The organism is Exiguobacterium sp. OS-77 (assembly GCF_000414195.2).
Taxonomy (GTDB): domain Bacteria; phylum Bacillota; class Bacilli; order Exiguobacteriales; family Exiguobacteriaceae; genus Exiguobacterium_A; species Exiguobacterium_A indicum.
Window position 1 is genome coordinate 1724131 of sequence record NZ_DF239008.1, and the last position, 18897, is coordinate 1743027.

At 48.5% G+C, this 18897-nt stretch carries 24 protein-coding genes; 14 read left to right on the forward strand and 10 right to left on the reverse strand.

The window, feature by feature from the left end; all coding sequences use genetic code 11:
- Complete coding sequence (locus EXG77_RS08770) at positions 1 to 612, forward strand: YdeI family protein (RefSeq protein ID WP_035397614.1); 612 nt, start codon at positions 1 to 3, stop codon at positions 610 to 612.
- Here EXG77_RS08770 and EXG77_RS08775 read toward each other — a convergent pair.
- Together EXG77_RS08775 and EXG77_RS08780 are read right to left on the reverse strand one after the other, a co-directional pair.
- Positions 601 to 1491, reverse strand: a complete 891-nt coding sequence (locus EXG77_RS08775; RefSeq protein WP_035397616.1) for an ABC transporter ATP-binding protein — start codon at positions 1489 to 1491, stop codon at positions 601 to 603. The genes EXG77_RS08770 and EXG77_RS08775 overlap by 12 nt on opposite strands.
- 1 nt (position 1492) lies before the next feature.
- Positions 1493 to 2176: an ABC transporter permease gene (locus EXG77_RS08780; protein WP_023468151.1), complete on the reverse strand. Its 684-nt coding sequence runs from the start codon at positions 2174 to 2176 to the stop codon at positions 1493 to 1495.
- 242 nt (positions 2177 to 2418) lie between these two features.
- Between EXG77_RS08780 and EXG77_RS08785 the strand changes: the two genes are divergently transcribed.
- From EXG77_RS08785 to EXG77_RS08830, 10 genes are all read left to right on the forward strand, one after another.
- A complete protein-coding gene (locus EXG77_RS08785) occupies positions 2419 to 3279 on the forward strand; it encodes an alpha/beta fold hydrolase (protein ID WP_035397618.1) in 861 nt (286 codons plus the stop codon).
- Between the two features lie 42 nt (positions 3280 to 3321).
- Complete coding sequence (locus EXG77_RS08790) at positions 3322 to 3696, forward strand: hypothetical protein (protein WP_035397620.1); 375 nt, start codon at positions 3322 to 3324, stop codon at positions 3694 to 3696.
- A gap of 89 nt (positions 3697 to 3785) precedes the next feature.
- Entirely contained in the window at positions 3786 to 4223 is a 438-nt protein-coding gene (locus tag EXG77_RS08795) for a MarR family winged helix-turn-helix transcriptional regulator (protein ID WP_023468147.1), read from the forward strand.
- Positions 4224 to 4271: 48 nt separating this feature from the next.
- Positions 4272 to 4928, forward strand: a complete 657-nt coding sequence (locus EXG77_RS08800; protein WP_035397622.1) for an SDR family oxidoreductase — start codon at positions 4272 to 4274, stop codon at positions 4926 to 4928.
- Complete coding sequence (locus tag EXG77_RS08805; RefSeq protein WP_035397624.1) at positions 4925 to 5458, forward strand: NAD(P)H-dependent oxidoreductase; 534 nt, start codon at positions 4925 to 4927, stop codon at positions 5456 to 5458. Before EXG77_RS08800 ends, EXG77_RS08805 begins: the two co-directional genes overlap by 4 nt.
- A gap of 8 nt (positions 5459 to 5466) precedes the next feature.
- A complete protein-coding gene (locus EXG77_RS08810) occupies positions 5467 to 5805 on the forward strand; it encodes a helix-turn-helix domain-containing protein (protein ID WP_023468144.1) in 339 nt (112 codons plus the stop codon).
- An 80-nt stretch (positions 5806 to 5885) separates the two neighbouring features.
- The gene (locus EXG77_RS08815; RefSeq protein ID WP_081637395.1) at positions 5886 to 6590 is read left to right on the forward strand and encodes a type 1 glutamine amidotransferase domain-containing protein; all 705 of its coding nucleotides are present in this window, start codon (positions 5886 to 5888) and stop codon (positions 6588 to 6590) included.
- 12 nt (positions 6591 to 6602) lie between these two features.
- Entirely contained in the window at positions 6603 to 7733 is a 1131-nt protein-coding gene (locus tag EXG77_RS08820) for a low temperature requirement protein A (protein WP_035397627.1), read from the forward strand.
- A gap of 144 nt (positions 7734 to 7877) precedes the next feature.
- Positions 7878 to 8540 (forward strand): type 1 glutamine amidotransferase domain-containing protein, encoded by a 663-nt coding sequence (locus EXG77_RS08825; RefSeq protein ID WP_023468141.1) that lies wholly within the window; start codon positions 7878 to 7880, stop codon positions 8538 to 8540.
- A gap of 54 nt (positions 8541 to 8594) precedes the next feature.
- Complete coding sequence (locus EXG77_RS08830) at positions 8595 to 8882, forward strand: putative quinol monooxygenase (RefSeq protein ID WP_035397629.1); 288 nt, start codon at positions 8595 to 8597, stop codon at positions 8880 to 8882.
- Between the two features lie 70 nt (positions 8883 to 8952).
- Here the strand turns inward: EXG77_RS08830 and EXG77_RS08835 are convergent, their stop codons facing one another.
- On the reverse strand, positions 8953 to 9807 hold the full coding sequence (locus tag EXG77_RS08835) for a LysR family transcriptional regulator (protein ID WP_035397631.1): 855 nt from the start codon (positions 9805 to 9807) through the stop codon (positions 8953 to 8955).
- Between the two features lie 201 nt (positions 9808 to 10008).
- Positions 10009 to 10359: a potassium channel family protein gene (locus EXG77_RS08840; RefSeq protein ID WP_023468138.1), complete on the reverse strand. Its 351-nt coding sequence runs from the start codon at positions 10357 to 10359 to the stop codon at positions 10009 to 10011.
- A 418-nt stretch (positions 10360 to 10777) separates the two neighbouring features.
- Between EXG77_RS08840 and EXG77_RS08845 the strand changes: the two genes are divergently transcribed.
- Positions 10778 to 11272 carry a hypothetical protein gene (locus EXG77_RS08845; protein WP_052017140.1) on the forward strand — a complete coding sequence of 165 codons (495 nt, stop codon included), beginning with the start codon at positions 10778 to 10780 and terminating at the stop codon, positions 11270 to 11272.
- Between the two features lie 66 nt (positions 11273 to 11338).
- Here the strand turns inward: EXG77_RS08845 and EXG77_RS08850 are convergent, their stop codons facing one another.
- Positions 11339 to 12370: a zinc-binding dehydrogenase gene (locus EXG77_RS08850; RefSeq protein ID WP_035397634.1), complete on the reverse strand. Its 1032-nt coding sequence runs from the start codon at positions 12368 to 12370 to the stop codon at positions 11339 to 11341.
- Between the two features lie 169 nt (positions 12371 to 12539).
- On the opposite strand from EXG77_RS08850, the gene EXG77_RS08855 reads away from it, so the two are divergent.
- Entirely contained in the window at positions 12540 to 13616 is a 1077-nt protein-coding gene (locus EXG77_RS08855) for a peptidyl-alpha-hydroxyglycine alpha-amidating lyase family protein (RefSeq protein WP_035397636.1), read from the forward strand.
- Between the two features lie 108 nt (positions 13617 to 13724).
- Positions 13725 to 14162 carry a hypothetical protein gene (locus EXG77_RS08860; protein ID WP_035397638.1) on the forward strand — a complete coding sequence of 146 codons (438 nt, stop codon included), beginning with the start codon at positions 13725 to 13727 and terminating at the stop codon, positions 14160 to 14162.
- 43 nt (positions 14163 to 14205) lie between these two features.
- On the opposite strand, the gene EXG77_RS08865 is transcribed toward EXG77_RS08860, so the two are convergent.
- The 5 genes from EXG77_RS08865 to EXG77_RS08885 form a co-directional block, all read right to left on the reverse strand.
- Positions 14206 to 14673: a hypothetical protein gene (locus EXG77_RS08865; RefSeq protein ID WP_058713514.1), complete on the reverse strand. Its 468-nt coding sequence runs from the start codon at positions 14671 to 14673 to the stop codon at positions 14206 to 14208.
- 124 nt (positions 14674 to 14797) lie between these two features.
- Positions 14798 to 15244, reverse strand: a complete 447-nt coding sequence (locus tag EXG77_RS08870) for a MarR family winged helix-turn-helix transcriptional regulator (protein ID WP_035397643.1) — start codon at positions 15242 to 15244, stop codon at positions 14798 to 14800.
- A 13-nt stretch (positions 15245 to 15257) separates the two neighbouring features.
- Positions 15258 to 16463, reverse strand: coding sequence for an MFS transporter (locus EXG77_RS08875; protein WP_035397645.1), 1206 nt, complete (start codon positions 16461 to 16463; stop codon positions 15258 to 15260).
- A gap of 178 nt (positions 16464 to 16641) precedes the next feature.
- Positions 16642 to 17463: an SDR family oxidoreductase gene (locus tag EXG77_RS08880; protein ID WP_035397648.1), complete on the reverse strand. Its 822-nt coding sequence runs from the start codon at positions 17461 to 17463 to the stop codon at positions 16642 to 16644.
- 25 nt (positions 17464 to 17488) lie between these two features.
- Positions 17489 to 18886: an aldehyde dehydrogenase gene (locus tag EXG77_RS08885; RefSeq protein ID WP_035398565.1), complete on the reverse strand. Its 1398-nt coding sequence runs from the start codon at positions 18884 to 18886 to the stop codon at positions 17489 to 17491.
- Positions 18887 to 18897: the final 11 nt, after the last annotated feature.

Sequence of the window (18897 nt, forward strand, 5' to 3'; positions counted from 1 at the left end):
GTGGAAATCACGAATGTCTTACGCTTTACCGATCGCGATGGCTTTCGACAGTGGCTGACGAAACACGCGAATCGCGCGACCTTCTGTTGGGTGATTCTCAGTCGAAAACAAATCGGGGACGGTTTACTTTATCTCGATGCCGTCGAAGAGGCACTTTGCTTCGGCTGGATTGATGGAATTGCAAAGAAGACCGAAGACGGCGAACTGGCGCAACGATTCACCCCGCGTCGAAAAAACAGCAACTGGACCGAACTGAACAAGGAACGAGTCCGTCGCTTAGAGCGCCTCGGCTTGATGCAACCGTCCGGACGACAGGTTCTACCAGACATGCGTGCTGATGCGTTCGTCATTGATGACACGATCCAAGCGCGCCTACAAGAAGACCCGGTCGTCTATGAACAGTTTAATGACTTCCCGGAGCTCTATCGACGCATCCGGATCGATACGATTCAAAGTGTACGCAAGGATCCCGTTCTCTATGAAAAACGTCTGCAGACGTTGATTGAAAAAACGAAACTAAATCAGATGTACGGTCAGTGGAATGACGGGGGTCGTCTTTTACTCGAAGATGTTCCGGAGACGGAATCAGAGGCTAGTCGGTCAGACCGCTAAGAAAATCTCTTCTAACGATTGACGTTCGATCTGCACCTCGTAGACTTTGACGTCTTGTTCCGCAAGCATGACGAGTAACTCTGGAATATCCTCTTCCGTCGATAAATCAAGCCGTGTACAATCATCAGCTTGCGACAAAAGTCGAGCGTATGCTGGCAGATGCGATGGCGCTAATCGCGGAACAGTCCGAATACGGATTTGAATCTCCTGCCTCATTGCTTCTTGTAAGGACGCAACGGTTCCACAGCGGACGATTCTTCCCTCCGTCATGATGGCGACACGGTCACACATCTTTTCGATCTCATTCAAGTTATGCGAGGTTAAGAAAATCGTTTTTCCGTCCGCTTTTAATGCAAGCAACAATCGCTGGATCTCGATCGCCGATTCTGGATCAAGACCGGACGTCGGTTCATCTAAAAAGAGTAATTCCGGATTTCCGGTGAGCGCTTGTGCGATACTGATCTTTTTCTTCATCCCGAACGAGAAGCTCCCGATTTTTTGTCGCTCCGTCCCGCTTAATCCGACTTGTTCAAGCAATCTTCTAACTTCTTGCTTCGTGATGCGAACTCCTGATAATCCTGCCATATAGTTAAGAAACGCACGTGCCGTCATATCATGATACAGATTTGATGTATCCGGCATGACCCCGATCCGTTGTTTGATGGCATCCAGACGATCAGCGGATTCACCGAGAAGTGCGACGGTTCCGCCTGTCGCTTGTGTGATTCCGGTCATAATCTGAATGAACGTCGATTTCCCAGCACCATTACGACCTAAAAAACCAAAGATTTCTCCTCGTTCGACCGTCAAATTCACTTCTCGTAAGACTTCCTTCGCACCGAACGATTTCTTCAACCCATTTACTTCAATCGCACTCATATTACAAATCCTTTCGCTTTAACGTGAGATAGGAGACTGTCAAAAACAACCCACTCCATAAAACAGGTAACAGTAATAACGTCCCAGACATGATGACAGCGTGGTACGGCAAGATGTATTGAAACGGTACCAGGTACCATTTTTCCGAGAACGCTGACCAGAGACCGATGATCGGGACGACAATCCCGAGAAATATACCGAGAAACATCGTCAAACCAGGCTTCGCAATCATCGTAGATAAAAAGATGTTGAAACTGGTGATGTATAGGATGACGATCAGAACCGTCAGATAATCGATCCAGAACCATTGCTGCGCGTAGAGCGAGACAATCAGGAAATTGATCGTAAGCGTCGCGCACCAGAATAACAATGATCCGAGAAACTTCTCCAAAACGATTCGCAGACGCGACGTCTTCGTGACCAGTAAACGAATCGTCCGTGTCTCGATTTCACGATTGATGATGTCGTGTGATAACGCAGCCACGAACAGAAAACCGAAGAACAGGATGAAGAACTTAATGCTTGAAGTATAGGCAGACGGTTGATTAACGCCAGCAAGCAGTTCCGGATGCCTCGTCAAATACGAGGCTGTGAAGACGGACGTGATCGTCAGAAAAAGAATCAATAGAATCGCTTTGATGCTTTTGAAGCTGCTCGTGAATTCTTGTTTTACGATTGGAAACATGACGGACTCCTTTGGACATATTTTTGATTAACGCAAGCGTTGTTTTACTTTCGTGACAAGGACACCGAGTCCATATAAGGTAACGGCTGTTAAGAGCATCGTGATGATGGTTTCCATGTGAATTCTCCTCTATGTAAATGACGTGTTATCTTACTCTACGCTACTCCTTAAAGAAAGTTTCCTTATTTTTCAATTCCCAACATTCTCCTCATGGTACAGTAAAAGAAAAAAGGAGACGGCAAATGAAACGTTATACGATCACCTGTCAGCAACAATCCGTCCACATTACGGAATGGGGAACCGAACAGCTTCCGACGATTGTCTGCTTTCATGGACTCGGCAGTACGAGTCTCAGCTTCATCGAAATCGCCGAAGCGCTCGCTGATGAATTCCGTCTGATTGCGATTGATTTACCCGGTCACGGCAAAACACCAGCTTTCTTAGATCCTCTACACTATCGCATGAAACCCTTTACGGACTGGATCGACGAAGTCTTACACATCCTTGATGTCAAGCGGTTCTATGCCTTGTCGCACTCATGGGGAAGTGTTCTGTCACTGTATTATTTGATTGAACATGCGGATCGTGTGCTCGGCACGATTCTGATTGACGGCGGCTATCATAGTAAACGGCTTTACGGTCTTTCCGTAGAGGAAGAAGTCGTCTTTTATGAACAAGATTTCGAGGATTCCGTTTCAACATGGGACGAATTTTTAGACGTTGCTGTCTATGCTCCGGATGCACGTCGCTCGCACTCCCTCGATTTAGCTGGTGCCGATCTCCTTCGGATGGAGGAAGGACGATTCCACTGGCATGCGCGAGGAGCGACGGCTGCTGCGATCGTACGCGCGCTTCACCACGAGGATGTTCTTGATTTCCTCCCGGACGTTCCACCAGCGGACATTCAGTTGTACGTCGCAACGTTACCGACAGATCAAGCATCGATCCGTCAGCAGGCAACGAACCGATTACATGAGATGACACAAGCGACGGTCCATTTCGTCCCGGAGACAGGACATCTATTACACTGGGATCGCCCTGACGTCATCATCGAAGCGATTCGTCACTACTGGACGTCCGGAAAAAGATTGTCTCCCATTTGAAAAATGGTTTATTATGGAAGCAGAGTAAAAAGGAGGGGTCATATGTTAAAACGGTTAACGTTCGTTTGTGTGACCTTATGCGTCGCGATCGTCGCCATCCTTGTCGCTGCACGCCACTCAACTGGAAACACCATTTCGTTTGAAGAGCCATTATCGGTTTACCTCGCGATTGGACTAATTGTCTTCTTATTCGTACCACCGCTCGTCCTATCATTTTTCGAACATCCTGTCCTGAAGATCATCAATGTCGTCTATCAATCCTTGATCGTCTTCAGTTTCGTCGGACTGATTCCCGTCGGCTTCTTGATTCCGAATGGATCCTCGACGATCATCGTCGCTGTCCTTGGAACAGTCGCAAGTCTTGCTAGTGTCATCGTCGCTACGCGGAGTACGACGTTCCAACCTGTCTTAAAGTGAATCGACTACCTGAGCAGGATGTCTCTCTTGACATCCTGCTTTTATCGTTTTAAGTTGTATATACAAACGTTATGGAAGGAGCATGATTCATGTCATTGATTCAGGAAGAGGAAGACTTATTGACCTACTGTCTCTATTTCACATCGAGCCGCTTTGCCCGTAATATCGCAAAATTGGCTGATCAAGCCATCGATGGTGAGCTCGCACCCTCTTATTACTACATGATGCTCGTCGTCCATTTCCATCCAGACATCACACAAAAGGAATTGAGTCAGCGCTTATCACTCGCACCCTCAACGAGCACACGGTTCTTAGACAAACTCGAAGCACTAGGATGGATTCATCGTACGTCACGCGGGAAACAATCTCACGTCCGCTTGACGACAGAGGGGGAAGAAGTTTACGGCTCGTTTCGTCAATCGTTGAAGCAGTTATTCGCTGATTATGCGGCGATTCTTGGCAAGGACGAGAGTAAGCAACTGAGCAAATCACTTCGGGATGCAAATGAAAAACTTGAGCGTGCTTGAGTTTTTTTGCCCTAACGTTTGTATATACAACTATTGAGGAGTGTTTTCATGACTACACAACAGACCATAGTAATCATTGGCGCCGGTCCCGGAATCGGATATCATACGGCACTTCGTTTCGCACAGGACGGCTATCGCATCGCACTGATGGCGCGGGATGAACAACGTCTTCAATCACTCGTCACTCGCCTGACAGATCAAGGATACGATGCGACCGCTCATGTCGCGGATGTACGAACTACCGTCTCGCTTGCGGCGCAATTTGAAGTCATTAAACAGATTCATGGCTCGATTGATGTCCTGCTTTATAATGCGCTAGCTAACACGCCAGGTCGTCCAACAGTGTTACGCGCAGAAAATTTACGCGCGGACTTCGAAGTCAATGTCATCGGTGCACTCAACAGCGTCAATGCAGCACTCCCGTACTTATCACCTGACGCATCGATCCTGCTGACAGGTGGTGGACTTGCGCTCTCACCTGTTGCCGAAGTCGCTTCTTTATCGCTCGGTAAAGCGGCACTCCGAAATCTAGCGTATAGCTTGCATGACGAGTTGAAGGAACAATCGATCCATGTCGGAACGTTGACGATCGCCGGTTTCGTCAAAGAAGGAACCTACTTTGCACCACAGCATATCGCGCAAGCCTTACATGAGCTTCGTCAAGATCGAGCTATCGAACGCATTTACAAGGAGGAACAACAATGAAGACACTCGTTATCGTCGCCCATCCGGATCTAACAAACTCTCGTATCAATCGAACGTGGATGCACGCGTTTCAACAGCAAGAAAACGTGATGGTTCATGATTTGTACGCCGCCTATCCCGATTTTAAGATTGATGTAAAACGGGAACAAGAGTTATTGATGGCACACGACCGGATCGTACTCCAGTTTCCGTTCTTTTGGTATAGCAGCCCCGCTTTACTGAAACTATGGCAAGACGAGGTACTTGCTTACGGCTGGGCTTATGGTCAAGCTGGTACACGATTGCATGGGAAGGAACTGTTACTCGCTTTTTCAACGGGCGGTCCAGCGGAAGCTTACCAACCGTCGGGTTTAAATCGCTTCACGTTTGATCAATTGACGACACCGTTTCAAGCGATGGCGAATTTGACGGGGATGACGTTTTTACCCCCGTACATTTTGTCCGGCGTCCGCACCTTATCCGATGAAGCATTAGCAAAGGCAACGGCATCTCTCATCGAACAGACACTTCAAGTTCCCATCCGAAAGTGAGGTCTCACATGGCACGTTTTCTCTACCAGACACGTGAATTCGACTGTCCGGTCCAGCTCAGCATGACCGTCTTGATGGGCAAGTGGAAAGTGTTAGTCTTATGGCAACTGTTCTTAAAAAATCGTCGGTATGGTGAATTGAAACGTCTCGTTCCCGGCATCAGCCATAAAGTCTTATCGGATACGTTAAAGGTGCTTGAAGAGGAACGATTCATCTTCCGTCACGACTATCATGAGAACCCACCGCACGTCGAATACGGTCTGACGGATCAGGGACGTGACCTCGAGCCGATTCTACGTGCCTTGCAACAATGGGGAATGCAGTATAAAGCACCCCACTCACCTTAATGTGCGTACTTGTCCTTCTGAACGTGTTTGATACGATGACATTAAGTCATCCATCACACCACGAACAGGAGGATTTTTTCATGAAAACGATCTTACTCGTCGTCTCGAATCCAACCGTCTCATCGACAACACAATGGCCGGTCGGGTTTTGGTTATCAGAGTTGACCCATCCGCTGGAAACGTTTCAAAAACACGGGTATCACGTAACGATTGCAAGTCCAGATGGCGGTAAAGTTGACTGGGATGCACTCAGTGATCCTACTGATCCAAGCGGTTACTCGGCTCATGATCAGCTCTCACTGTCGTATCGGGATAACCCTGAATTTTTGACACGCCTGTCAACGACACCGCGCATCGATGATCTGGACCTCACCGGATTTGATGCCATTCTCGTCGCTGGTGGTCAAGCCCCGATGTTTACGTTTGAACAAGCCACTTCACTCCATGAAGCCTTTCTCGCCTTTTATGGTGCAGGAAAACCATCAGCGGCACTATGTCACGGTACGAGTCTATTACTTTATCTAAAGGATGGCGCGCGCCCGTTCGTCAAAGACAAACGCATGACCGGCTTTACGAACGCGGAAGAAGATTTAGCTGATCAAGCAACAGGCATGCGTGTCATGCCGTTTCGCATCGAGGAGGAAGCGAAGCGTCTTGGTGCGGTGTTCGTCTCCGCCTCCCCGTGGACACCGTTTTCAGTCGTCGATGGACATCTCATCACCGGGCAACAGCAAGAATCGGGACAGGAAGTCGCAATGCGTGTCATCGAATTGCTTGAAGCATAAGGGGGTCTGAACATGCACGAATGGTCACGACCAACGATTCATACGACGACTGGGCACCGACAGGCGTCGTGGATTGAACTGTTCTTTGATCTCGTTTTCATCGCTTCTCTCGTCGAAGCGATTCATTTCGTTGAAGCGCATCTATCCGAAGGCATCATGTCGACGCTTCTACTCTTCTTGGTATTTTTCATCGCGCCTTGGATCGTCTGGCGCAGTACGACGTTCTATTCCGATCGTTACGAGGAGAACACGAGCCGCCATCGTCTACTCTTGATCGCCTTGATGATGCCGATTGGCTTGTTCGCTTACTCTGTTCACCATGTCGTCGAAGGACATGTCGGCTGGTTCATCCTAAGCTTTATCCTCTCACGTCTTTGGCTCTTATTCATGTGGGGTACTGTCCGGATGACGGAAGAGGCACAAAGAAGAACCTTCCGTATTTTATTGCTCGGACATGGCACCGCGATGCTCCTCGTCACATTCAGTTATTGGGTTGCATTTTTACCGCTCGTCCTGCTTGCTTTACTCATTGAGTTATTTCAGACGCTGTGGACGTTACGTGCTCACGAACAACTTCCCGAGTTGACACGCAATCACTTGCCTGAACGGTTCGGCCTCTTTACGATGCTTGTCCTCGGAGAAGGTGTCCTTGGCGTGATCGACTTGCTGGCAGCAGGAGAAGATTTATTGTTCCCGTTCTTACTCTTCCTCTATCTCGTCTGCTGTTTTTGGATCTACTACGATCAAGTCATCTACCGCCTGTATCATCCGACCGCCTGGCACGTCTATTGGTGGGGAATGTGGAACCTTGGTATCGTGATATCTTTATTGCTCGTCCGTAGCGCTTTTTCAGGTTATGTCGCAACTGATCCGGATGCTGTTCTGCTCTTTTTCAGCGCGACTCTGCTGCTCATTTGGACGACCGGTGGTATCGGATTGACTGGCCAAAAAGATACCGTGTCTGTTCGAATGACGAGACGCTTCCTCCAACTCCGTCTCTTGCTGACATGCCTACTCATCGGAAGTTTCTTCATTCTCCCTCCCCTCTTGTTGCTACTCGTGATGCTCCTGACCTTACTTCTAATCCTCTTTCAGGGGATGTATTATTGGACGACACTTTTACGTCCCTCGTCCGAAACATGATCAACCAGATGGTGCTAATCATCTGGTTATTTTATGTATAAATTTATTTATCGATAAGCTCATTTTTATTAATTTGTTTTTTGATTCATGCGGGCGTATTCTAATCACGTAGCCAATCGGCAAACGAAAAAGGAGGAACATATCATGAGTAAACACATCTTAATGGTCGTCACGAACGCAAAAGAAATGAAGGAAGGTCACGCAACTGGACTTTGGTTGTCTGAGTTCGCGGAAGCGTACATCGAATTCAAGAACGCAGGATATACGGTAACGGTCGCAAGCCCGAACGGCGGCGAATCACCAATCGACGCTCGGAGCCTTGAAGACGAAGTCCCAGCTGAGATTCAAGCGACAGCTCCACTCTTGAAAGAGACACTTGATTTAAAAGCAATCCAGGATTTCTCAGCATTCGATGCAATCTTCATGCCAGGTGGACACGGTACGATGTTCGACTTGCCACAAAGTGATGCCTTGAACAACGCTCTTCGGACATTGTTTGAAGCGAATAAGACGGTCGCTGCGGTCTGCCACGGACCCGCTGGACTCGTCAGTGCGACACTCTCAGACGGAACACCACTCGTCGCTGGAAAGACGATCGCAACGTTCACGGATGAAGAAGAACGCGCGACAGGTCTTGACGTCTACATGCCATTCTTGCTCGAGACACGTCTTCGTGAACTCGGTGCGAATATCATCACGGCTGACAACTTCACGGAAAACGTCCAAGTCGACGGAAACCTTGTCACGGGTCAAAATCCACAATCTACGATTGCGGTCGCGAAAGCCGTCATCAATACACTCAACTAATCAAAACAAGGGATCCTTTGGATGAAGGATCTCTTTTCATAGGAGGTTCTATCGATGATTCAACTGATTGCCCGAATCGAAGCGCATCCGAATCAAGGCGAACAGCTCGCTTCTATCATCGAAGGTGTGATCGTACCTTCGCGTGCAGAAGAAGGGTGCCTGACGTATCAGACACATCGCGCCATCGACAATCCGAACGTCTTCTACTTTTATGAACAATGGCGTGATCAAGACGCTTTCGATCAGCATGTCGCATCACCGCACTATCAAGCCTATCGAGCAGACAGTGCCAATCTCGTCGTTGATCGAAACTTGACGTTCTTAGATGACGTATCAAAGTAATCTGTAATTCATACAAAAAAAGTCCAATCCTCTCAGCATTTGCTTGTGGATTGGACTTTTTTAACTTAATTCAACTTAACGCCTTAATCACCTGTTGCAAAACCGGATCGTGGCGCGAGTCCGTTCGATAGGCGACATATAACTGATTCGTCGCGAATCGTTCCGGTGCAATCCGTTGTACCCGTCCAGCGCTAACCGCTGCTTCGACGAGATAATCGGGCAAAACGCTAATCCCGTGTCCTGCTTCGATGGCTTTTAGTATCGCATCGACGTTCGGTAAGATCATTTCCGGACGGATCCCAGGTCGTTCTCCGAACTGCGTCTGATAGTACCGACGAATGATCGGCAGCTCGAGTCCGTAACTGATCCAGCGCTGACGGTCCATCCACTCCTTTAGATCCGCTACTGGAACTTCGTAGCCAGTCGGAGCGATCAAATGGAATCGTTCGTCAGCAATCGGGACGTACTGGACGCCCGGCTCATCGATCCGCTTCGTTGCGATGATGAAGTCGAGCTCATTCGCAAGCAAGCGTTGCAAAAGAGGAACCGTCAAATCAAAGACTGCCGTGAACTGTGCGACATCGAGCGGTAGCTTCGGCACGATCCCATGCGTGACAAATTCCGTAGGTCCCCCGAATTTCAAGACCGGACGAGGTTGTTCCCCTGCTTCGTACTTCATCTCAAGCGATAATTCCTCGAGCCGATCAATCAATCCGACGACTTGTGTATAGAGGGCTGTTCCCGCGTCCGTCGGAATCATTTGCCGTGGCGCACGGATGAACAAGGATGTCTCCAGTTCTGCTTCTAGTGCCGCGATATGCTGGCTGACCGCCGGTTGCGTCAAAAAACGAATTCTTGCCGCTGCCGAGACGGAACGCTGTTGGTAAACATGAATGAAACTGCGATACCATTCAAAATCAATCATGTGGTTTCTCCTTTTGCTTGGTCTTCTTAAAAAGTATAGATTCATTCAATCTATAAGACAAATAACGAATAATTTAGTAAGTCATAAATTTATTTATCGGATAATGACAGAGGATTTCCATAATGCTTCGTTAGAAGTTTCTCTATTTAGAACTCAACGATTGCTCCGCGGATCATTGCAAGAAAAGCGTCAAATCTGATTTCATTTCTGCTCTTCTTTCTTTTTCTTCTCCCGGTGATATTGTTTTAATGCCATATTGACGTTTACGATGACGGCACTGAGAACACCTACGCCAAGCATGACGTAAACGATCGAAAACAATTTACCGAACGCTGTTTGGGGGACAAGATCCCCATATCCGACCGTTGCGAGCGTCATGACGGAGAAATAAAAGGCGTCCAGAATACTGAACTGTTCGACATTGTGATAGAAGACCGTTCCAATCAAAAAAAGTGCCCCGACCATGATCATCAATGCCTTCTGTTCTTCTTGCTTGAATAAGATACGAATGACATGAAAAAAATTTCGGATCAAAATAAAGAACGCCAGCATGCTCTCTCCTCCTCAGTTCCGTCATCACGGCGCACGTTCATTGAACAATTTCTCTAGTTGGTCAGGATCAAGTTGATTCAAGTCAGAGATCAGGAAATAATCGATTCGTTGTAAACTTTGATCCGTCCGTAGGAGCTATTTGACACCGAGCAACGTCGCGATCAAAATAAAACTACAGTTGTACAGAAACAGATATCTGCACCGAGCGCGTAGGTCATGTATTGATTCGCAATGCTGTTATAGACGGTGGCAGCAAGGCGGTGGCGATTACGACACCGGGAACGTCCGCGCAATCAGTTCGTCACTTAAAACGAGTCACAACATTTAAGTCATTGATTTTTATTTACCCGTTTTTAGTGTGTTCGCCTTATTTCACTTATGAAAAATAAAAATCCCTTAACTGAAAGGTCCATCGTTCATGAAAAAATTCCGCGGCAAACGCCGTTATTTTAAAAATCTCGAACTGGAATTCAACAGTTTTTCTTCTCCATCCTATATTGATCCAGACGTTTGGTTTAACGACTGGCACGAGCACCCTGACTTTTCTGGACATGGCAACGCGAGTCTGCGCATTCGTAAAGCACATCTTCGGATCGCGTTGAGCGCTATGCAGGACATGCGACAAAAACTAGAGGAAAAACAGATTGAACATCAGCTTTACATAACGATCGTCCTCGAGGATGCTTCACAAGACGCACTACATGTCCACACGCTGAACCCGGACGGAACCCAATTCCCACTCGAGCGGATTCAGTCGTTCCCTCACGCTTCACACGTTCCGACCTGGGTAACGGAACTCTTTCCGAGCAACCGGTATACGATTCATGAATCACAGGAGGAATTGGTTGATGATACGGAAGAGGAGCCTGTCAGCTCGATCGTCACGTTTTTTTACATCTTGCCTAGTCCTTAAATTGACACGAAAACGAGCTACCCTTTCCTGCACAGGAAGAGGATAGCTCGTTTTGTTCGGTTTCTCTTATGGTAGCAAGACGACCTTGCCGAATTTACCAGCTTGTTTGAAGTACGCTTGGGCTTCTCGCGCTTCAGCGAGCGGGAACGTCCGGTCAATGACGGGCTGAATCGTCTGCGTCCGAACGGCCTCCAGTAATTTCTCATAATCATGGCGATTGCCAAGGACAGATCCTTGTAGACGGATATGTTTTAAATAAAGCGTCCGAAAATCGAGCGAAGTCACCTGTCCCCCGGACGATCCGGATATACAGTACGTTCCGCCGCGCTTTAGCAGATCCAGTCCTTGTTTGAACACGGCATCGCCGACGACGTCGAGAATCGCATCGACCGGACCAACTTCTTGCATGACCTGCTGATCCCAGTCCGGCTCACGGTAGGAAACGACCAAGTCCGCCCCGAGTTCGTGCAATTGATCCGTCAGCTTCAAGTCACCGACGAGTGCGACGACACGGGCTCCGAAGACCCGTTTCGCAATCTGGACGTTGAGTGAACCGACACCACCGCTGGCACCTGTTACAAGTACCGTCTGTCCTTGTTGTAAGTCAAGTTGTTCGACCATGTGCCACGCCGTCAATCCACTGACCGAGAAGACCGCACTGTCCGTATAGGAAGCAAGCGGCATGTCGTAACAGAGTTCGAGCGGCCAGCAGACATACTCCGCGTATCCGCCGTCGTACTCGGAACCGATGAACGATAAGTCCTCGGCACTCTGTTCGTCAGCGATTTCTCCACTCGCCGTGAACGGGAACAAGACGACGTCGCGTCCAATTTCCGTCTCGGCGACACCCGCTCCGACCGCGACGATCCGTCCGCTGATGTCTGAACCGGGAATCCGGGGGAACTGCACCCCTTCTGCTTTCCAGCCGGATTCACTCTCCGCACCATAGGCGCCTTCCCGCATCCAGATTTCTGTATTGTTCAAGGCACAAGCTTTGATTTCAATCAGTACCTCGCCTTGTTTCGGTTGTGGTGTCTCTTGATCGATATAGGCGAGATGCTCAAGCCCGCCATGCCCTGTTACGGTAACTGCCTTCATGTTTTTGCCTCACTTTCTTTCTTCCATATGATATCTCTCTTCTTTACCCCTTCATCCTGATTTTAATATCCTGCTTCCGTAACCCGCTGTCTCCTCCTATAGAACGATTCGTCCTCGTTTAATATCTAGATATAATATGGATACGAATTCACGTCTGGAGGAACGATGCATGAAAAAACGATTGATCTTTATAGGGACTTTAGCAACCATCACGGTACTGGGTATTTCCTGGTCGAGAGGTGGCGCAGATCCCGTCATGAAAGACAACTATCCACCCATCCCAAAAGATACGACGTATCGCGGACAGGTCGCTTGGCCACTAGAAACGCGCGATCGTTCGATTGCCGGGGAAGCGAGCGGCGTCGCTGTTGCTCCGAACGGTGACGTCTACTATTTACACCGAGGTAGTAATTCATACGGGGATGACACCTACATCACAGAACCGACATTGATCGTGCTCGACGGAAAGACGATGCAGGTGAAGAAGCGGTTAGGTGCAGGACTATTCAAGTCACCGCACGGTCTCGAAGTCGATGACCAAAACAATATCTGGATTACCGACATCAGTCTGAACCAAGTCTTCAAGCTCAATGCATCCGGTAAAGTCTTGCAAACGTTCGGAAACGCATATGGTCCGTTCACGGAAGTCGGTCTGCGTATCCGAAACGTCTTGCCAAGCATCCCGCTACAGCTAGATGAAAAGACGTTCGCTCGTCCGACAGACGTCACCGTTTTCAAGGACGGCTCATTCGCCGTATCTGACGGCTATCGGAATAGTCGCATCGTCATGTTCGATTCAAAAGGAACAGTCAAATGGGAAGTCAATGAACTCGGCAAACAAGACGGACAGTTCAATCTTCCGCATGGGATCAGTAGCGACGATGAGATGAATCTCTATGTGGCGGACCGGGACAACGCCCGGGTCCAAATCTTTAATCGAAACGGCAAACACATCGATACGTGGTCGTCAAAAGAACTCGGTCGACCGTACGGGATCGAAATCGGCGCGAACGGTAAAGTCTACGTCGCCGATGGTGGAAACTATCTTAATGGACAAAAAAAGAACGCGCAAAGCCAAATCGTCATCTTGAACAAACAAGGAAAGATCGAGAAACGATTCGGTACATGGGGCAAAGAAGCAGGACAACTCCGGATTGCGCACGACATCGCGGTCGGTTCGGATGGAACGATTTATGTCGCGGAGTTGTTGAACAAGCGACTACAACTGTTCTCTGAAAAAAGATGACAAGTGCACTCGTAAAGTGTAAGAAATAAATAGTCTTTCCTTAAAAAACCTCTTCACTCGGTTCGCTCTATTTTTGGTAAAATAAAGCAAACCAACTGGAGGTGTCTCATGAAACGTGCTTTTGCTTTAGCTGTCCTACTGATCCTTGTCGTCTGCATCATCGTTTTCGAACCGTTCCGTGGTGCGCCACCAAATCCCGAAGTCGAGGCAAACGGAAAGGATGTTCCGACCGTCCAAGGGTCTTATTGCTGGGATAGCTTACTCCGCAGTCAATGTGTCGATAAGACGTATCGTGACGGTCTTGATCTAGCAAAGGGGAAAACGCCAGTTACCGTCTCTGCCGGAGCATCTGTCCGTGTCAAATTATCTGGCAATCCAGATCAAGTTAAGCTAACACAATGGGACGATCAAAAACAGGACTCCCCTGTCGCTTTGAAAAAAGATCAGTTCAATGCCCCGACAGAACCTGGCCTCTATGCGTACGAACTAAACTCGCGCTGGAAACAAGGAGACGGACAATTCGGATTCTTACTGAAAGTGCAGTGAAACAATAACCCCCTTGACGTACGATGACGTCAAGGGGGTTATTTCATCCTGCTTGGTGATAAAGTTGCAAAATGCCAAAGACAGTCAAGATTATATACCCTGTCCCGATGAACAGAAAGACCGGGCGAATCAATTGATCCTTCGGTTGGCGCGTAATGCCTTCGAAGAAACAACCGGTGATGAAACCAAGAATCAAGATTCCAAGATACATCAATATGAACGTCAGGATGCGACCTCCAAGACCAGTCTGCAACAAGACTGGCGAGAGCCAGATCAGTATCCCAATAAAACTAGTAAGCCCAAGAATTCCGATCACGATCCCGTATAGCGGTCGTACTGTATTCAAACGCTTGAAAAAACGTTGTCGCTCAACGAGCATCATCGCCGACAGACATGTCAGTAAGAACACTACCAAAAAGTAGAGCGTTTGTGAGATTGGCTCAGTCATCGAGAAGAGTGGCGTGCTGAGTACGACAAGTAGTGGCAATACGCTAAGTATAAAGAATTTCACTGTCATTCTCCTTTCAGTGAATCAATATAAAAGGTGTTTCTGAATCACTTATGACTTAGCGTATCATACAAATCATTCCAGGATTTTCCCATTTGATTCGTTCTGATTATGAAAATCCGTTTACTTACGATCGATGGAGTTCCTGAAATCGATCAATCATGCGCACAAGGGAACGATTGATGATGTCCAGTTCCATTTCGTCAAGAATCGTCGTCATCTCCTCCGCCAATTGCTCTTCAATCTCATCCATCTTTCGCAAGTAGGCTACCCCATTCGTATCGAGTTGGATGAAACTTTCCCTTAAGTTTGCTGGATTCTTTCGACGCTTGATGAATGTACGTTCTTCCAAAATCTTGAGTACTTGACTGACCGCACTCTTCGAGATTCCCATCGTTCGTGCGATTTCCGTCGACGTCCAGGAGTCTTTTCGTTTGAACAATAGCAGTAGCTGTTCCTGTTGTTGACTCAAAGCAAACGGATTCAACGCTGCGAAAAACTTCGCCAGCTGAAGATCTAGTTCATCGATACGCCGATACATCGTCAAGATGTCCTGTTTTTTTGATCCTTCCATTGTTTTCCTCCTGTCATGAAATGTTCCGAAAATCTCGACTTCTGCGATAGAGTAACAGACCACAGACGACACCAATCACTGCGAACGCAATCAGTAGGAACTGGATAGGAATTTCGATCGCGACTAGCAGCGATAAGACCGCGAACGCAATCGGTTCTAGACCGGAAGCGGCAAGCGCCATGATGCTCATGACGCGTCCGATCTTATCCGGATCACTCCGCTCCTGTAAAATCGTCACGGTCGGCAGATAGACGAGCATCAACAAAAATCCACTCATCGCCGCCGTGAAAGCAAGTAACGGAATCGATGCCACCTGGGTGTACAGCAAGAAAGCACCTAACGTCAAAAACAGCGCACGAAAGACGAACCGACCGCGATGAATCGACCTTAGAAACAACACGACGACACTGGCAACAAATGTCCCGACAGCAAGACCACCTTCGATGAGACTGAGATCCGCTGCTGACCCTTTCGCTGCGCCGACGAGAATCGGGATGCTCATGATCAACGGTCCCATGACGAATAGATTGACGATGGCAATCGACAACGTACCGGCACGTAAGACGGGCGTCTCTTTGACATATCGAATCCCTTCACGCAAGTCGCGTAAGACCTGACGTATCGAGAGGACGGAGGTATCAGGAATAGGATCGCGAATTAGCCGCGGCAGGACCAGTACGGCTGCAATAAAGATTAAGATCATCGCTGTCCCGAAGCTCAGTCCAAATCCCCCTTGCGTCAGCAGAAGTCCTGCGAGAAACGGACCGATGACGAACATCAATTCGAGTGATCCTTGAAATAAGGAATTCGCCCGCTGTAATTGCGACGCAGGAACCAGAGACGGCAACAAGGACGATAAAGCAGGATAAGACATGCCATCCAAAATGCCAAACACGACAGAAATCAACAAGAGTGTCCCGACCGAGTACGCATCAGCGTAATGTAAAAGCACGACACCGAGCATCAAGAACGCCTGTCCGAGATTCGTCCAAAAGAGAAGACGGCTTTTTTGGAATCGATCCGCGAACACGCCACCAAACACCATCATGATGACTCGGGGCAACGACACGGCAGTTAATATCAGACCAAGCAAGGCGGGCTGTCGCAAGACATCAATCGTCAACCACGACACACTCAAGAAGAAGATTGCAAAACCGAGCGTTAATGTCATACCGGACAACCACATGAAGACAAAGCGTTGATTCCTCAGCACTGCCATGAATCAGACTCCCTTTCCTTATAGTTAAGTTAACTAAACTATATGAATCGACCGATCGCTTGTCAACGGATCAATCGGTTAACGAGGCTGATTCAAAAGTCAGTCTCTATAAAAATAAGGATGGCAGAATGATGATCTGCCACCCTTACCGCATTCTTTTTGCGTCAGTCTCGACTAATCATGCTTTTTCGATGACACGACGGACGATCCGGAAAAAGACCGCGTGCGGCAAAAATCGTTTCAATCGAATAAAGTTCGCTGCGTTCTTACCGGCAGGATAACGCATCTTTTTCGAGTCATCCATCACGGCACGGTGAATCGCACCCGCGACGACTTCCGGTCCTTCGGCTTCTTCTCCTGCTGCGTTCGAATTTTTGAGTGCCGTTTTCATATAGGTGGCGTAATCCGCGATGTCCGTTTGCACGAGATCTTGCGACCGTCCGTAGAAGTCGGTCTTGATCGGTCCTGGTTCGATCAGTTTGACGGCGATCCCGAGCGGAGCAAGCTCATAATGCAACGATTCCATGAATCCCTCGACAGCCCATTTCGAGCTGTGGTACAGGCTATAGATTGGAAACGTGACTTGTCCCCCGACGGATGTCACGGTCACGATCTTCCCCTTTCGCTGTTTTCGAAAGAGCGGCAATGCCTGACGCGTCACGTTCATGACGCCGAAGACGTTCGTATCGAATTGACGCTTGATTTGCTCCGGTGTCGCCTCCTCGAAGATGCCGACCGCACCGTACCCTGCATTGTTCAACAGGACGTCGATCGTACCGAAATCGTTCGTGATAGCTTCAAAGGCTAGACGAATGCTCCTCTCGTCCGTGACATCCAGTGCATACAAGCGAACACCTGGTAATGAGGCGAGGTCACTTGACGTCTCCGGCTTTCGCATCGTTGCTGCGACTTGCCATCCTTCCTGACTGAACCGTTCGACGGTTGCCCGTCCGATTCCGCTAGATGCTCCCGTGATGACGATCGTTTTCTTTTGTTTCATTGTGAATTCTCCTTTGTAGTTTGACTTAGCGTGCAAAATAACGTTTTGCGATGGTCATTTTTTTCGATGTGTACGGCGCGTAGCGTAACGATGGATCAAGTTTCGTCGACGTTTTGACGATGCTCTTCGCATGCGAGAACGTCTCAAAGGTGTGTCTGCCGTGATACGCCCCCATCCCGCTACTACCGACTCCACCAAACGGCAGTTCAGCGTTCATCAGATGCACCATGCCATTGTTGATACATCCTCCTCCGAACTCGACGTGCTCCAAGAAGTAGGATTCCATCTCCAGTGATTCCGTATAGAGATATAAGGCGAGTGGATAACGGTTGCGGCGAATGATCGAGACAGCTTGTTCCGGTGAGCTGAACGCTACGATCGGAAGTAACGGACCGAAGATTTCTTCTTTCATGATGTCGTCCTCAAGCGATACAGCGTCAAGCAATGTTGGCTCCACGTAGCGATCCGCTAAATCGATTCGTCCTCCGTGAACGATCGTGCCTTGTTGCATCAGACGTTGCAGAGCGTGTACGCGGCGCTCATTGATGATGCGTCCATAACTTTCACTCATTTGTGGATCCGCTCCGAAAGCACGTCTGATTTCTGCTTTTAGCAACTGGATCAACGCATCCTTGACCGTCTCTTCAACGAGCAGATAATCCGGACAGACACACGTTTGACCAGCATTGAAAAATTTCGACCAGACGATCCGTTTCGCTGTTATCTGCAGATTGGCACTCTTATCGACGATGACGGGACTTTTCCCGCCAAGCTCAAGTGTCGCCGGTACCAGTTTGGCAGCCGTCTTCATGGCGATATGTCGTCCGACACCCGGGCTTCCCGTAAAGAAGACATGGTCGAAGCGGAATCGATCGAGTAACTGGTCACCAACGACTGCCCCATCACCGAGAACGACACTGATATAGTCTGGATCGAACGTCGTTGCGATGAGCTCTGCAATCAAGCCCGACGTATGCGGTGTCAAATCCGACGGTTTCAAGACGATGCAATTCCCGGCTGCGATTGCGCCGATGACGGGTGCAAGCAACAATTGGAACGGGTAATTCCATGGTCCGATGATCAAGACGACGCCGAGCGGATCGTGCCGAATGAAGCTCTTTGACGGCTGCAGGACGAGTGGTGTTGCGACTCGCTTCGGCTCCATCCAGCGCGCCAATTGTTTTTTCGCTTCACGTAGCTCTTGATAGAGCACGCCGATTTCTGACGTGTAAGCTTCAAATGTCGGTTTTCCTAAATCTTTTGCTAATGCTACGAGAATCCGTTCTTCGTTTGATCGGACTAACTGTTCCAGCCGTTCGAGCTGACGTAACCGAAAATCGATCGTCTTCGTTTTCCCTGCATCAAAGAACGCACGTTTCCCACTATAGACTTCTTCGGTTACGGCTTGATCTTGTAAAATCATGGTTGGATGTT

Bases quoted from the DNA above. Each gene is read 5' to 3' on its own strand.
- EXG77_RS08855 (WP_035397636.1), top strand. From the start codon at position 12,540: ATGAAAAAACGATTGATCTTTATAGGGACTTTAGCAACCATCACGGTA.
- EXG77_RS08825 (WP_023468141.1), top strand. From the start codon at position 7,878: ATGAGTAAACACATCTTAATGGTCGTCACGAACGCAAAAGAAATGAAG.
- EXG77_RS08845 (WP_052017140.1), top strand. From the start codon at position 10,778: ATGAAAAAATTCCGCGGCAAACGCCGTTATTTTAAAAATCTCGAACTG.
- EXG77_RS08815 (WP_081637395.1), top strand. From the start codon at position 5,886: ATGAAAACGATCTTACTCGTCGTCTCGAATCCAACCGTCTCATCGACA.
- EXG77_RS08835 (WP_035397631.1), bottom strand. From the start codon at position 9,807: ATGATTGATTTTGAATGGTATCGCAGTTTCATTCATGTTTACCAACAG.
- EXG77_RS08850 (WP_035397634.1), bottom strand. From the start codon at position 12,370: ATGAAGGCAGTTACCGTAACAGGGCATGGCGGGCTTGAGCATCTCGCC.
- EXG77_RS08870 (WP_035397643.1), bottom strand. From the start codon at position 15,244: ATGGAAGGATCAAAAAAACAGGACATCTTGACGATGTATCGGCGTATC.
- EXG77_RS08840 (WP_023468138.1), bottom strand. From the start codon at position 10,359: ATGCTGGCGTTCTTTATTTTGATCCGAAATTTTTTTCATGTCATTCGT.
- EXG77_RS08780 (WP_023468151.1), bottom strand. From the start codon at position 2,176: ATGTTTCCAATCGTAAAACAAGAATTCACGAGCAGCTTCAAAAGCATC.
- EXG77_RS08885 (WP_035398565.1), bottom strand. From the start codon at position 18,886: ATGATTTTACAAGATCAAGCCGTAACCGAAGAAGTCTATAGTGGGAAA.
- EXG77_RS08775 (WP_035397616.1), bottom strand. From the start codon at position 1,491: ATGAGTGCGATTGAAGTAAATGGGTTGAAGAAATCGTTCGGTGCGAAG.
- EXG77_RS08790 (WP_035397620.1), top strand. From the start codon at position 3,322: ATGTTAAAACGGTTAACGTTCGTTTGTGTGACCTTATGCGTCGCGATC.
- EXG77_RS08860 (WP_035397638.1), top strand. From the start codon at position 13,725: ATGAAACGTGCTTTTGCTTTAGCTGTCCTACTGATCCTTGTCGTCTGC.
- EXG77_RS08785 (WP_035397618.1), top strand. From the start codon at position 2,419: ATGAAACGTTATACGATCACCTGTCAGCAACAATCCGTCCACATTACG.
- EXG77_RS08880 (WP_035397648.1), bottom strand. From the start codon at position 17,463: ATGAAACAAAAGAAAACGATCGTCATCACGGGAGCATCTAGCGGAATC.
- EXG77_RS08820 (WP_035397627.1), top strand. From the start codon at position 6,603: ATGCACGAATGGTCACGACCAACGATTCATACGACGACTGGGCACCGA.
- EXG77_RS08810 (WP_023468144.1), top strand. From the start codon at position 5,467: ATGGCACGTTTTCTCTACCAGACACGTGAATTCGACTGTCCGGTCCAG.
- EXG77_RS08805 (WP_035397624.1), top strand. From the start codon at position 4,925: ATGAAGACACTCGTTATCGTCGCCCATCCGGATCTAACAAACTCTCGT.
- EXG77_RS08830 (WP_035397629.1), top strand. From the start codon at position 8,595: ATGATTCAACTGATTGCCCGAATCGAAGCGCATCCGAATCAAGGCGAA.
- EXG77_RS08800 (WP_035397622.1), top strand. From the start codon at position 4,272: ATGACTACACAACAGACCATAGTAATCATTGGCGCCGGTCCCGGAATC.
- EXG77_RS08875 (WP_035397645.1), bottom strand. From the start codon at position 16,463: ATGGCAGTGCTGAGGAATCAACGCTTTGTCTTCATGTGGTTGTCCGGT.
- EXG77_RS08795 (WP_023468147.1), top strand. From the start codon at position 3,786: ATGTCATTGATTCAGGAAGAGGAAGACTTATTGACCTACTGTCTCTAT.